Source organism: Clostridiales bacterium (assembly GCA_014799665.1).
Taxonomy (GTDB): Bacteria; Bacillota; Clostridia; order Christensenellales; family Pumilibacteraceae; genus Anaerocaecibacter.
The window spans coordinates 368,179-380,166 of the sequence record JAAVHP010000012.1 but is presented as its reverse complement, the minus strand read 5'-3'; the positions used below and the strand labels follow the sequence as shown (position 1 = coordinate 380,166).

At 47.3% G+C, this 11,988-nt stretch carries 13 protein-coding genes and 8 tRNA genes; 3 read left to right on the top strand and 18 right to left on the bottom strand.

The genetic code is table 11. The annotated features are described in order from the left end of the window. Window positions 1–27 precede the first annotated feature (27 nt). The 6 genes from HDT28_06400 to HDT28_06375 form a co-directional block, all read right to left on the bottom strand. Window positions 28–936 carry a hypothetical protein gene (locus HDT28_06400; GenBank protein MBD5132194.1) on the bottom strand — a complete coding sequence of 303 codons (909 nt, stop codon included), beginning with the start codon at window positions 934–936 and terminating at the stop codon, window positions 28–30. Window positions 937–964: 28 nt separating this feature from the next. Beyond that, a complete protein-coding gene (locus HDT28_06395; GenBank protein ID MBD5132193.1) occupies window positions 965–1,231 on the bottom strand; it encodes a hypothetical protein in 267 nt (88 codons plus the stop codon). Between the two features lie 1,145 nt (window positions 1,232–2,376). Then, a tRNA-Tyr gene (locus HDT28_06390) sits at window positions 2,377–2,461 on the bottom strand. Window positions 2,462–2,467: 6 nt separating this feature from the next. Beyond that, window positions 2,468–2,543 (bottom strand) — tRNA-Lys (locus HDT28_06385). Between the two features lie 99 nt (window positions 2,544–2,642). Next, complete coding sequence (locus HDT28_06380; protein MBD5132192.1) at window positions 2,643–2,963, bottom strand: YolD-like family protein; 321 nt, start codon at window positions 2,961–2,963, stop codon at window positions 2,643–2,645. Continuing rightward, a complete protein-coding gene (locus HDT28_06375; GenBank protein MBD5132191.1) occupies window positions 2,941–4,227 on the bottom strand; it encodes a DNA repair protein in 1,287 nt (428 codons plus the stop codon). Before HDT28_06375 ends, HDT28_06380 begins: the two co-directional genes overlap by 23 nt. Before the next feature lie 152 nt (window positions 4,228–4,379). Here HDT28_06375 and HDT28_06370 point away from each other — a divergent pair, with 152 nt between their 5' ends. Beyond that, a complete protein-coding gene (locus tag HDT28_06370; GenBank protein MBD5132190.1) occupies window positions 4,380–5,690 on the top strand; it encodes a cation:proton antiporter in 1,311 nt (436 codons plus the stop codon). Between the two features lie 143 nt (window positions 5,691–5,833). On the opposite strand, the gene HDT28_06365 is transcribed toward HDT28_06370, so the two are convergent. The 9 genes from HDT28_06365 to HDT28_06325 all read right to left on the bottom strand — a co-directional run bounded on the left by HDT28_06365 (window position 5,834) and on the right by HDT28_06325 (window position 9,143). Beyond that, window positions 5,834–5,909: transfer RNA gene (locus HDT28_06365), tRNA-Gln, on the bottom strand. Window positions 5,910–5,938: 29 nt separating this feature from the next. Next, window positions 5,939–6,013: transfer RNA gene (locus tag HDT28_06360), tRNA-Gln, on the bottom strand. A gap of 33 nt (window positions 6,014–6,046) precedes the next feature. Then, window positions 6,047–6,123: transfer RNA gene (locus HDT28_06355), tRNA-His, on the bottom strand. A 4-nt stretch (window positions 6,124–6,127) separates the two neighbouring features. Beyond that, window positions 6,128–6,204: transfer RNA gene (locus tag HDT28_06350), tRNA-Arg, on the bottom strand. A gap of 6 nt (window positions 6,205–6,210) precedes the next feature. Continuing rightward, window positions 6,211–6,284 (bottom strand) — tRNA-Gly (locus tag HDT28_06345). A 115-nt stretch (window positions 6,285–6,399) separates the two neighbouring features. Then, the gene (locus tag HDT28_06340; protein ID MBD5132189.1) at window positions 6,400–6,888 is read right to left on the bottom strand and encodes a YfcE family phosphodiesterase; all 489 of its coding nucleotides are present in this window, start codon (window positions 6,886–6,888) and stop codon (window positions 6,400–6,402) included. Between the two features lie 3 nt (window positions 6,889–6,891). Next, window positions 6,892–7,467: an RdgB/HAM1 family non-canonical purine NTP pyrophosphatase gene (rdgB, locus tag HDT28_06335; GenBank protein ID MBD5132188.1), complete on the bottom strand. Its 576-nt coding sequence runs from the start codon at window positions 7,465–7,467 to the stop codon at window positions 6,892–6,894. Between the two features lie 54 nt (window positions 7,468–7,521). After that, on the bottom strand, window positions 7,522–8,043 hold the full coding sequence (locus HDT28_06330; protein ID MBD5132187.1) for a hypothetical protein: 522 nt from the start codon (window positions 8,041–8,043) through the stop codon (window positions 7,522–7,524). Between the two features lie 14 nt (window positions 8,044–8,057). After that, window positions 8,058–9,143 (bottom strand): YitT family protein, encoded by a 1,086-nt coding sequence (locus tag HDT28_06325; GenBank protein ID MBD5132186.1) that lies wholly within the window; start codon window positions 9,141–9,143, stop codon window positions 8,058–8,060. A gap of 136 nt (window positions 9,144–9,279) precedes the next feature. Between HDT28_06325 and HDT28_06320 the strand changes: the two genes are divergently transcribed. Next, window positions 9,280–9,362: transfer RNA gene (locus HDT28_06320), tRNA-Leu, on the top strand. A 186-nt stretch (window positions 9,363–9,548) separates the two neighbouring features. Next, window positions 9,549–10,145, top strand: a complete 597-nt coding sequence (locus tag HDT28_06315) for a hypothetical protein (GenBank protein MBD5132185.1) — start codon at window positions 9,549–9,551, stop codon at window positions 10,143–10,145. Window positions 10,146–10,195: 50 nt separating this feature from the next. Here HDT28_06315 and HDT28_06310 read toward each other — a convergent pair whose 3' ends face one another. The 3 genes from HDT28_06310 to HDT28_06300 are packed head-to-tail and all read right to left on the bottom strand — an operon-like array spanning window position 10,196 to window position 11,905. Beyond that, on the bottom strand, window positions 10,196–10,690 hold the full coding sequence (locus tag HDT28_06310) for a hypothetical protein (protein ID MBD5132184.1): 495 nt from the start codon (window positions 10,688–10,690) through the stop codon (window positions 10,196–10,198). A gap of 42 nt (window positions 10,691–10,732) precedes the next feature. Continuing rightward, complete coding sequence (locus HDT28_06305; GenBank protein MBD5132183.1) at window positions 10,733–11,311, bottom strand: hypothetical protein; 579 nt, start codon at window positions 11,309–11,311, stop codon at window positions 10,733–10,735. 6 nt (window positions 11,312–11,317) lie between these two features. Next, window positions 11,318–11,905, bottom strand: a complete 588-nt coding sequence (locus tag HDT28_06300; protein MBD5132182.1) for a manganese efflux pump — start codon at window positions 11,903–11,905, stop codon at window positions 11,318–11,320. Window positions 11,906–11,988: the final 83 nt, after the last annotated feature.

Sequence of the window (11,988 nt, the reverse complement as noted above, 5' to 3'; positions counted from 1 at the left end):
CGGCTTCGTCGTTTTCGTTTATTAACTTTATTTCTTTTCTTTACGGCGTTTATCGTTAATTATATCGAGCGCGGCGGGATCGATCACCGTTATCCCCTCCTCTTTGGCGATAGACACCATTTGAGTGAGCGCGGCTTTAAGGAATATGCGCGGAATTTTAGTGAGCCGCGCGCACGCTTCGTCGGTAAACGTTACTTCGGGATCGATGCGTTTTGCCGCGTACATTACCGAGTTCACGTCGCCGTCCTTTGCAGGGATCTTTTCGGGGAACGGCTTTTTGAACGCCGAGCACCAGAAGTTAGTGCTGTCGCGGTAGCCGTAGTCGACGGGAACGGGCGGGAAATTTTTCGCGGTAACGCCGTCGACGATCGAATTGTAATACTTCTCTTTCATGAGAATTTTATCTATCTTCAAAATGAAATGCGCGCCGAACTTGCTCGTTATGCCGTTAAAGTTGCGGTACGGCGGCTCGTAGCCTTCGAGATTGCCCGCTTTATCGAGGTGAGCGTCTTCAAGCGTGTCGTCCCAAGTACACTCGAACACCTGAAACGCTTCCTTAACGACCAACGGTCGTTCGCCGTCCGCTATACCCTTTTCGAGCGTGAACGAGCAGTCTTTCATTTTCTCGTCGGTAGTGTCGCCGGGAAAGCCGAGCCGCACCGCCTCGCGGAAATACTTGCGGTCGTCGGGAATGAAATTGATCGACACCTTGCTCCCGCGCAGAATGTTTTGCGCAGTGTTCGAGCTGTTGCGGCACTCCAAAAGCATTGCGTAATATTCCTTGCCCGCAATGTAGTACGGAAAGCACAGCGAGTACGCGCCGAGATTGGTCTTGCCGTTCTCGCTCACCGTGCCGATAAGCGTTGTCGGCATGGGAAAGAACGACGAAGTTTGGTAGAAATTGTCTACTATCCTAAGATCCTTGAATGAACTCATAAATCACCCCTCTATATTATGTTTATTTTTAATCGCCATCGGCTATGCGCCGCAAAGCTTCTTCCTCGGTCAATTCTTCGTAGTCCCAAATCGGATAATCGCCGAAATCCATCGTTGCATCCGAAAGACTTAAACTCAAATCCCAATCGTTTATCCACTTGCCGTCCAAGAAAAATTCAAAGCGTTCAGACGCGCATTCGCGATTGCCGACTACTTCTCTTGCAATATATTCTTCGTGAAACTCGTAATAATAATATTTGGGTTTCTTGTCTTTTTCTTCGGAAAGTGAACTCATTTTATTCCTTTTAAATATTTTTTACGTTAAATTTGCTTTACCAATCACACTTATTTACTATCCAAACCTTTTCGCCTTCCAATATATACTCCACGGTGGTGTTTGTCAGTTTATTAACCACATAGAAAGGATATATGCTGCGTGAATAATGCCCGTCTACTACGACACGAGCCCCGTCCGCCATTAAAAAGAAGTCCGCAAAAAAATCAGGATACGTCACTTCGTCCAAGGTGCCGTAAAAACTGACGGCAGATTTAAATATCTTTTGATAGTGTTTGTATAATACCAACGTGTGTATTACGAACCGTAGATAAAGAACGATTGCAAAACAATAGCCCAAAACAAAATATATAATATAATCGACCGCCGCGTCGGAGAATACCAAATAAATACCCACGCCCGTGTATACCAAAACACAAAAAGTTATCATACATAACGCTGTCATTAATCTATCGAATAAAATTTTAGCTGTAAAATCTCGCTCCACCTTGACTACCTCTCGTGATTTAACCAAATTATAGCACATAAAGAATACTTTTTCAAGTAATTATGTATACAAAAAAAGACCCTCACAAGAGTGTCCGTTTTTGCGATGGAGCAGTCGTAACCTAAAACGAATTTTTATGTAAAACAACTTCATAACTTGTGTCGTAAAAAAAACACCGTCGGCATCTTTTTAGCTATTTACACAACTCATCGAGTATGTTATATTTATAGTTTAGCTGTGTATGGGGACGAAATGATATGTATTTAAACTTTTAATATCGACTATCAAGAATATTACGGTAATAAGTATCGTTATAACGCTGAGTACGATTCCTACACATTTTAAGTTTACTATGTCGTTTCTTTTGATTCTTCTATAACGCAAAACGCAGATTATCCATCCGATAGTAGCGGCAACAATTATTACCGAACAATATATTATGACTAAGACGGTTTCTGTGACGCTATTATATATTACAATATTAAGGATCAATCCCACAACTGCTACAATCAGCGAATATACAAATCCAAACATTGTATACCTCCATAAACACATTATATAGTAATACCGTTATCGCAAAGTTAAAAGAATTGTAATGCTTTGCCGCAAAAACGTAAACAAAAAACCTAAAACAAAGTGATTCGTTTTAGGTTTTGCTTGGTGGACGGGGGTGGATTCGAACCACCGAAAGCGAAGCTGACAGATTTACAGTCTGTTCCCTTTGGCCACTCGGGAACCCGTCCATATCTTGGTGATCCATCCGCGACTCGAACGCGGGACAACTTGATTAAAAGTCAAGTGCTCTACCAACTGAGCTAATGGACCAATCGCAACCATATTATTCTATCATTTATATCAATGAATGTCAAGCGAATTATCGGCATTTTCCAACAATTTGAAAAATGCGTTTTTTACGTTTTGCAACTACTCAACTAAAATCTTTATTTCGTATATATCCTCGAAAAAGATTTTATCGTCGCCGAGCGAAATAAATTTAAGCGCGTAGTCGATTTTAGTCACTTCGCCAATAACGGTTACTTCGTGATAAGCGCGGTAACACGTTATTTCTACCCTGTCGTGCTTTTGCACGCGGGCGAGCATTTTGCTTATTTCCTTGACGGTTTCCTCGGTCAATTCGCGCTTTTCCACTCGCAGGTGTTTTTCTTCTTTTTCTTTCAACGCTTCGCGCAAGCCCTTCATTGCGTCGAACGCCAAAAATTGTTTAGCTCTTTCCGCTCTCGTCATCGCCCGCTCTGTGACCTCCTATAAAAGTATTGCGTTCGCGCTGGGTGGCGCAGTCCAAAAAGTTAGTGCCCATGAGTATTGCGTTCTTGCCGTATTTGCTCTTAACGCCCAGAACGGCGCGCTCGCGGCTTTTCTCTTTCTCGACCGCCGTCATATCCGTAAACAAATCGTAGCTTTCGTAGCTCTCGTCCACAACGTTCTCGAAGTCGATAGACAGCCGCCTTATCGGCACCGTGCGGCTAGTCGTTTTATCGTATATTTCCATTACCGCGGGAGTGAGCACCGAGCCGAGCGCGGTCCTTACGCCCAGTCTTTTCGCGCCGCCCGTGCCCTCTATCTCGCTGCGTGAATAGTTTACGCCTATCCCCACCTTATCGGTCACTACGTGCCGACGCATAAGCTCGTGCATACCGTGCATCGCCATTTCTTCCATGACTATGCGCGCTTCGGCGAACGAATAGTCGCGCGGAAGAATTTGCGAGAACGACACCGAGTGCGCCTTGCTCTTGTAAGATTTTATGTCCGCTATCGTGCAGCTTTCCCTGCCGAACGCGTGGTCGATCAGTAATTCCGCATTCACGCCGAATTCCTTGTACAGCAAGTCGACGGGCGCGGATGCCACGCCGTGCATATCGTAAATAGCGTAGCGCGCGAGCCGTTTAGCCGTGCCGTCGGCTATCTGCCAAAAGTCGGTTATCGGTTTATGGTTCCACAGCGTTTGCTTGAAGATTTCTTCGTCGAGATAGCCTATATGCGATTTATTCTTTTTAGCCGTAATATCGAGCGCTATTTTGGCGAGGAACAAGTTAGTGCCTATCCCCGCCGTTGCGGGTATATGCTTGCGCGCGGCGATCTCTTTTACCAGCTTTTGCGCAAACTCGATTTTGTCGAGCTTGTAAATTTTAAGGTAGTCGGTGGCGTCGATAAACGCTTCGTCGATCGAATATACGTGAATATCGTCGGGCGAAATGTAATCAAGGTATATATCGTAAATGTCGGCGGCGTAGTCCACGTAAAGCTTCATGCGCGGCGGCGCGACAATGTATTCTATATTATTGGGAATTTCTGACAGCCTGCACCTGTTGCGCACGCCCTGGGCTTTTAGCTTTGGCGAAACGGCTAGACACAATGCGTTTTTTCCACGCGAAAGATCGGCGACGACGAGATCTATGTCGAACGGGTTAAGTCCGCGCTCGGCGCACTCGACCGACGCGTAAAACGTTTTCATGTCTATACAGTAATAAGTGCGCTGTTTGCCCGCCATCTTCTAGTTCCTTTAAGATATTATATCATTAAACCGTATTAAAAACAAGTTTTTACTATTAGTATAATCGCTGCCTCCCTGAATTATTTACTTTGGTTATTACCGCGTATCGCTTGACATCGATTGAAAACAAGCATATAATTTCTTACGGTATGGATTATCGGTTTTTACTTGATCTTGCTATAATTTTGTTCTTTACGAAGGTACTGGGGCTGCTCATGAAAAGGCTGGGCTTGCCCCAAGTCGTAGGAATGCTTCTCGCAGGTATTCTCATAGGCCCTGCTATTTGGTCGCCGATGACGAACGACGCGTTCGTACCCGTGCGCAGTTCCGAGTTTTTGAAATTCCTCGCCGAGCTCGGCGTGATAATGATCATGTTCGGCGCGGGGCTCGAAACGGATATAAAGGAGCTTAAACGCTCGGGGCTTAAAGCGTCGATAATCGCGCTTGCGGGCGTGCTCGTTCCGCTCGGGCTCGGGTTTTCGATCGCTATCCCCTTCTTCGGGCTTACCGATACAACTTCGGTTTTGAGCTGTGTATTCGTCGGCGTTATCATCACCGCGACGAGCGTTTCCATTACGGTAGAAACGCTACGCGAGCTCGGCAAGCTCAAAGGCAGGGTCGGCACGGTCATTCTCTCCGCCGCGATAATTGACGACGTTATCGGCATTATAGTTTTGACCTTCGTGATCGGGCTGCAAAACCCCGAGGAAGCCAACCCATACATGGTTTTGCTCAAAACCGTTCTTTTCTTCGTAATAGGTATCGGCGTTGGTATCGGCTTGAATTTTCTGTTCCGTTGGCTCGCAAAGAAGTATCCGCATAAACGGCGTGTGCCTATTTTCAGTCTTGTCGTTTGCTTCGTTTACGCGTTTTCTGCGGCGCATTTCTTCGGCATAGCCGACATTACGGGCGCGTACCTTGCGGGCATTATGCTATCAAACATCAAAGAAACGGGCTACATAGAACGAAAGGTCGACGTGAGCTCGTACATGATTTTTACGCCCATATTCTTCGCAAACATAGGCATAGAAACATCGTTCGCAGGCTTCGAGCCGCAAATACTGTTGTTCTGCTTCCTGTTCATTTTGGCTGGGCTCGGCGGCAAGATCATCGGGTGCGGGCTCGCCGCAAAAGTTTGTCGCTTCTCTTGGAAGGACTCGACCAAGGTCGGCGTGGGCATGATGGCGCGCGGTGAGGTTGCGCTTATCGTCGCGCAGAAAGGCATTAACGCAGGGCTTCTGCCGTCCGTCTATCTCTCGGCGGTAATACTGCTCGTTATAGTATCGTCGCTTATAACGCCCATAGTGCTTAAACTTATGTTCAGAAAAGAAAAAGATCCACCGCCCGACTGTACGTCCGACGACACGGGATCGTCGCTATCGCCCATTGACGATACGGCAGAAATTTCGGAAGAACCTGCCGAAGTAGATATTACGCCGCAACCGTCTGATATTTATTAAATAGCATTAAAAATAACAGCATCTTTTGGGTGCTGTTTTAATTTTCAGTAATCAACGAGGATTGCCCGCGTATTCGCCGCGCTACTTATCTCACCTACCCCTGCCAAATACAAAAAACACCCATAAAGGGTGCTTTTTGTATTTGGCAGGGGTAGAAAGATTCGAACTTTCGTAATGACGGAGTCAGAGTCCGTTGCCTTACCGCTTGGCGATACCCCTATGCTATACGGCAGACAGATTATTTTAAGTGGCAGGGGTAGCAGGATTCGAACCTGCGAGTGCGAAAGTCAAAGTCTCGTGCCTTACCGCTTGGCGATACCCCTACGTTGCCACCACTCACGTAGTGGCTATTTTAATGGGGTGAGTAAAGGGATTCGAACCCTTGGCCTCCAGGGCCACAACCTGGCGCTCTAACCAACTGAGCTATACCCACCATATGGCACGCCCGGGGGGATTCGAACCCTCGACAAACGCCTTAGAAGGGCGCTACTCTATCCAGCTGAGCTACGGGCGCACTTCATGGAGCAGGTGATGGGAATCGAACCCACGTGGTCGGCTTGGAAGGCCGAAACTCTACCATTGAGCTACACCTGCGCGCGCAAATCCGCTCCATATGTGCTTATCAAGAATATCATATTTGAGAGCATTTGTCAACAATTTTACGCCCATTGATAACGCTAATTATAACTTTATTTTATCACGCGTTGCCCTACGGCAGTTCGGTCACGAAATGCTGTTTGCTTATAAACTCCGCGCCGTTGCTCGCTACCAGTGCGTACGAACCGTTGTACAGCGACCCGGGGTTGATAAAATGTATTCCCTGCACTTTCCTGTCTATGTATTGGTGGGTATGCCCGAAGAACACCAGCTTGCAATGCGCGAGCGATGCCGCGACGAACAGCTTTTTAAGGTCTTTTTTGACCTCGTATCTGTCGCCGTGCGAGATGAGCGCTTTCGTTCCGCCGAGCGTTACCGTTGCAGTGTCTGACAAATGACTTTCCACGTCGGTATTCCCTTTCACCATGACTATGGGAACGAGAATACTGCCGCGCAGCATCATTATGTCTGCAACGCCGTCGCCGCAATACACAAAGTAGTCTGCGGAATTGATTACGGGTATGATCTTGGTGATATTGTCTATGTTATGGTGCGTATCGGATACTACGACCATTTTATAAAGCAAACCGCTTTCGTCCATACTTTACCTCTTACTCGCCCTAAGCTTATTTACAAGATCGGCAAGCGCCCTGCCGCGGTGGCTTACGCCGTTCTTTTCCGCCTCGCTCGCCACGCCGAACGTTTTGCTGAGATCGTCGCTGAAAAACACGGGATCGTAACCGAACCCGCCGCTCCCCTCGCGCGCCGCCGTGATATACCCTTCCGTCGTGCCGAAGCCGTTGACAACGTTTTTGCCGTCGTAATATACTATGCTCGACGCGAAGTGCGCGCGCCTATCGGTTTTGCCGTCGAGCGCGGACAGGAGCTTATTTATGTTTTCCTCGTCCCCGCCGCCGCTGTACCGCGCCGAGAAAACCCCGGGCGCGCCGCCGAGCGCGTCCACGCACAAACCACTGTCGTCCGCAACGGTCGGCAGCCCGCAGATTTCATATAATGCTTTTGCCTTAATATAAGCGTTCTCGTAAAAGGTGCTACCCGTTTCTTCAACGTCAAAGTCTATCCCCAAATCTTTGGGCGAAAGCACCTCGTATTCCGTAAGTATCGCGCGAAATTCCGCGAGCTTACCTTTATTTCCGCTTGCCAAAACTATTTTATTCATGACTATAATTTTACGCCTATTTTTCCTAAATATCAATTAAAAACCGAGTGTTTTTTATTTTCGTTTGAACTTATCGCCCAAATGCATTATGAGCAAATTTTCCATGTCACTTATACTGCCCTGCGTTATGGAAGCCTTGTCGATAATATGGCACTGCATCCTCGATATGTACAGGAAGTAATACGCCTTGTTTTCGACGACCTTATACAAGTACGAGTATTTCGCCTTGGTAGTCGAATAAAACTCGTCGTCCTTCTTCTGCACCATGGTGATACCGTCGTCGTCGAAGGTATAAATTTCTTCTGTTTTATCGCTTATGTACGAAGCCGATTTATCGATACGCTTCTGCAACCATAGCGTGAGCAAATAGCTGAGCGGTGCAAACAGCACGCCGAAAACTAAACAAAAAATAGCGTAGTATAAATCGCCGTCGTCCTCGCGAACCAAAAAGCCCATGATGCCGAGCCCGATAAATATCAGGCTTATCAGCGCGAATAACCACCAAAACCTCTTAAAAGTATTGTTGTTTACCGCTTTGGTCTTGCTCGAATCGAGTACCGTTCTGAATTCAACCATAATATTGCCCTGCCTTACTCGTCGGCACTCGAAACTTCGGTTGCCGACTGCGCGGCTTCCTCCGCCGCGTTATCCTGCGATACGATTTCTTCCGTTACGCTTTCCGCCGCCGTATTTTCGGGCGTATCGGCGGGAGTCTCTACGATTTGCTCAACGGGCGCGTTTTCTTCAACCTTCTCGGGCTGTTCCGCGTCTTTTTTCTTTTTCCGCCTGAAACCTATGGGGCGCGGCGGCAGGTCGTCTTCAAGCGAACTGAAACCCTTTCCGCGCACCTCTACGCTATCCTGAACCATTATGAACGCTTTATTGTCTACCGATTTGACGATCGATTTAAGCTGTTCGAGTTGACGGTTCTTAACGCACGTTAGCAAAACGTTATGCTCGGTCGAGGTGTACATTCCCTTGCCGTTCCACATGGTAACGCCGCGCGGGCTTTTCTCTAACAGCGCTTTGGAAATTGCCTCGCCATTGTCAGAAACGATTATACAGAGCTTGGACTTATCAAAGCCCGTAACGATCAAATCTATCAATTTGTTAGCCGTGAAAATGACAATAAGCGCATAGAGCAAATTAATCGGGCTTTTCGTAGCTATCGCGCCGGCGATAACTATTATGCCGTCGAGAACGGGCAAGCACGTGGTTATTTTAATGACTTTTACATACCGCACTATTATCCGCGCAACGGTCTCCGTGCCGCCGCTCGAATAGTTGGAACGAACGAACAACCCGACGCCTATACCCTGACACACGCCGCCGTACAACGCCGCCAAAAGAGTATTGTCGGTAATCGACGGAAGAAACAATGCGAATACGTCTGTGACCACGCCGAGAACAACTATCGTTATAAGGCTTTTGACCACAAACTTCCAGCCGAACGGTCTTATAGATAAAAGCAAGATAGGCACGTTTACAATGATAATCAGTATACCTACGTTGAACTGCTCGTACAACGCGTGAACGATAACGCCGATACCGCTTACCCCGCCCGCTACGATTACGTGCGGCGACAAAAACAAGTTTAGCGCCAACGCGTAAAAACAGCAGCCGACAAGCATCATGACGAAGTCTAATATGTCTTTCTTATGTATAAGTTTAGCCATTGACCGAAACCTCGAAAACTGAACTGAAAACGATACGCTTTGATTATATTAAATATCGTTAAATTTGTCAACCGAATAGATAAACGCTTGCAAAAAACTCGTGCCTGTGATAAAATAATTTTTGTAAATATTTTATGCGAGCGTGGCGAAATTGGCAGACGCGCCGGACTTAGGATCCGGTGGGCAACCGTGCAGGTTCAAGTCCTGTCGCTCGCACCATAAGGCACCCCTTGCGGGTGCCTTAATCGTGCGACAGGCTTGAACCCTGGGGCGTGAGCGTATAGAAAATATGCCTGTGGCATATTTTTAGCGAACGCGCGAGCCGCTATGCGGCGAAGCGGGCGGTTTGCGAAGCAAAACGCGCCAGTCCTGTCGCTCGCACCAATTTTTTACAAGAGTATGAATATGAACAACAAAGAAACAAATTGCATATGTCCCGTTTGCGGGCAAAGCAAATTTGATGATGAATTTGATATTTGCAACGTGTGTTTTTGGGAAAATGATACTTATCAATCGGACAATCCCGATGAAGACGGCGGAGCAAATCGCCTTTCGCTCAGTGATTACAAAAAGTGGTGGGATGCGCTTGAAGCAATCTTACCTATTCTCATAAAACAGTATGATATAAAATCGGGCAAACGCGCACACTGGAAATACGACGATATGATAGTTTCGAGAGAAAATGTGTCCGCTTTTATTAACGAAATGACGAAACATAATATAGAGCTGTGCGCAAGCTTTTACTTTATGTGCGAGAAATATCATTTTAATGAATATACTTTCGTAGGGTATCCGTCAATAAATTCTCAAACCGTAAAAGAAACCAACGACGAAATACTCGATATGATATTTACCGACGACCCAATAAGCGTATGCAAAAAATATAAAATGAAACAGGTATTGAAGATCTTACAAAAGAGCAAAGATATTATAAATACTTGGAAGCAGCTCACCCCGCATATTTGCGTTATGCCCAACCCGACTTTTTTACCCACTTTTTAGAATGGAGCAAAAAAACAACAAACAGACTATTACATAGTCCGTTTGTTGTTTTACACTTCTTCCAAAATAACGGCGCGCTTGCCTTTATACTTTACGGGGAAAGTATCCAGTCTTTTCAGGTGATCGACGTAGTCCGTAGTATAAACCGCGCAGGTTTTGTACTTGCGGACTTGGTTCCCCACCCTGTACGCAAAAACTACTCGCGTATAGCTCCGCTCCGACGCCGAAAGCACGGAGTTACGCCCGCCGCCGTACTCATAGTATCCTTGCGTGCCTTCGAACATACCGACCGTTTCCGTTCCGTGCTTGAACACGTCCATTAAAATCAAATGCTTACATAAAAGCACGAGCATACCAACGACGCCGGCTAAGAACACCGCGCCGAACAGCGCTATCATGAAATATACTCCGCCGATACCATCGATTTCACCGCCACTGACAACGAAACAACAAACGCATATAATAACTTCGGCGACCGCACCGAATGCAGCCCATACCGCAAGCATGAACACAGAAGATGAATTTACGGTTCTTACCTTATACATATCAAGGATATGATATCAATTACACACCTGTTTGTCAACCGATTACGGCAAATCGAATATCAGCCCGACCGCCACTTCAACGGCTAAACCTATAAATACCAATCCACCCAATATCGCGGCGTAACGCGAAAGCTTGTTGCCGAACTTTTTGCCGACGACAAAGCCGACCAAAAAGAACGCTAATATTACCGTCGCTATCACCGCCGCGCAAAACGCCGTATCGCCTATTCCGTAATCGGGCACGGTAAACCCCGCCGCAACTGCGTCCATGGCGGCTACCGCGCTCTGCACGGAAAACTCGGCAAGCCCCGTCGCGCTTTTCTCTTCGCCGCGCTTAACGCCCTCTACGATCATCTTTACGCCGAGAAACAGAAGCACGACGATAGCCGCGACGGACAGTATTTTTTCCACACGGTCGATATTTTCGGCGACCGTTTTAACTACCGCGTAGCCTATAAATAAGGCTACGGCATGGAACGCCGCGAAGATAAACGCATACAAGCACGCCGTTTTAAGGCGCATATTTGCGTTTTTAAGCCCGTTAGCGAGCGCGACGATAAAAGACTCGAACGCAAGCCCGACTGCCAGCATAACGCTATTTAAGACCACGCTGCCGCTCATATCGCGCTACGAAATGTATGTAGTAACGATTATTTCGACGGCGATTGCGATGAACGCCAAACCGCCTATAATCGACGCGGCTTTTTCGAATTTTATTCCGAACCGCTTACCTACCGCAAACCCAACCGTATAGGCAATAAAGGTCACCGCGCCTATTATGCCCGAGCAAAGCAGTGCGTGGCATACCGAATATTCTTCGATCGTAAAACCCACCGTGAGCGCGTCGACCGAGGTTGCGGCGCACTGTGCGACTATCGCGCCGAACCCGAGCGCGACCTCTTTCGGCTCGCCGCCGCCCGCGCGCCTTACTTCCATTATCATCTTGACGCCGAGGAACACGAGCACGGCAACCGCGCCCCAGGCGAAAAATATTTCTATCCAAGGCGCGTACCCGAACGCGAGCGAAGCGACGCCCCACCCTATCATTACGGCGATTATTTGGAATAGCATGAACGTGACGGCGACGCACACCGTTCTACGCTTTTTCATCAGCGGTAAGTTCATACCGTTGGCGAGGGCGACTATAAACGCGTCGATTGCAAGCCCAACCCCGAACAGTATGCTATTAACGTAAAAAAGCGCTTTTGTATCCATGTTTTTCCGTCACTCGTACTATCGGTATATGCCGCCCTACCGCTAAATGCGCTTTACAAACCTTAAAATAAATGCTACAATTA

Excerpts from the sequence above, each read along its gene's own strand:
- HDT28_06400 (MBD5132194.1), bottom strand. The coding sequence starts at position 936 with ATGAGTTCATTCAAGGATCTTAGGATAGTAGACAATTTCTACCAAACT.
- HDT28_06395 (MBD5132193.1), bottom strand. The coding sequence starts at position 1,231 with ATGAGTTCACTTTCCGAAGAAAAAGACAAGAAACCCAAATATTATTAT.
- HDT28_06380 (MBD5132192.1), bottom strand. The coding sequence starts at position 2,963 with ATGACGAGAGCGGAAAGAGCTAAACAATTTTTGGCGTTCGACGCAATG.
- HDT28_06375 (MBD5132191.1), bottom strand. The coding sequence starts at position 4,227 with ATGGCGGGCAAACAGCGCACTTATTACTGTATAGACATGAAAACGTTT.
- HDT28_06370 (MBD5132190.1), top strand. The coding sequence starts at position 4,380 with ATGGATTATCGGTTTTTACTTGATCTTGCTATAATTTTGTTCTTTACG.
- HDT28_06340 (MBD5132189.1), bottom strand. The coding sequence starts at position 6,888 with ATGGACGAAAGCGGTTTGCTTTATAAAATGGTCGTAGTATCCGATACG.
- rdgB (MBD5132188.1), bottom strand. The coding sequence starts at position 7,467 with ATGAATAAAATAGTTTTGGCAAGCGGAAATAAAGGTAAGCTCGCGGAA.
- HDT28_06330 (MBD5132187.1), bottom strand. The coding sequence starts at position 8,043 with ATGGTTGAATTCAGAACGGTACTCGATTCGAGCAAGACCAAAGCGGTA.
- HDT28_06325 (MBD5132186.1), bottom strand. The coding sequence starts at position 9,143 with ATGGCTAAACTTATACATAAGAAAGACATATTAGACTTCGTCATGATG.
- HDT28_06315 (MBD5132185.1), top strand. The coding sequence starts at position 9,549 with ATGAACAACAAAGAAACAAATTGCATATGTCCCGTTTGCGGGCAAAGC.
- HDT28_06310 (MBD5132184.1), bottom strand. The coding sequence starts at position 10,690 with ATGTATAAGGTAAGAACCGTAAATTCATCTTCTGTGTTCATGCTTGCG.
- HDT28_06305 (MBD5132183.1), bottom strand. The coding sequence starts at position 11,311 with ATGAGCGGCAGCGTGGTCTTAAATAGCGTTATGCTGGCAGTCGGGCTT.
- HDT28_06300 (MBD5132182.1), bottom strand. The coding sequence starts at position 11,905 with ATGGATACAAAAGCGCTTTTTTACGTTAATAGCATACTGTTCGGGGTT.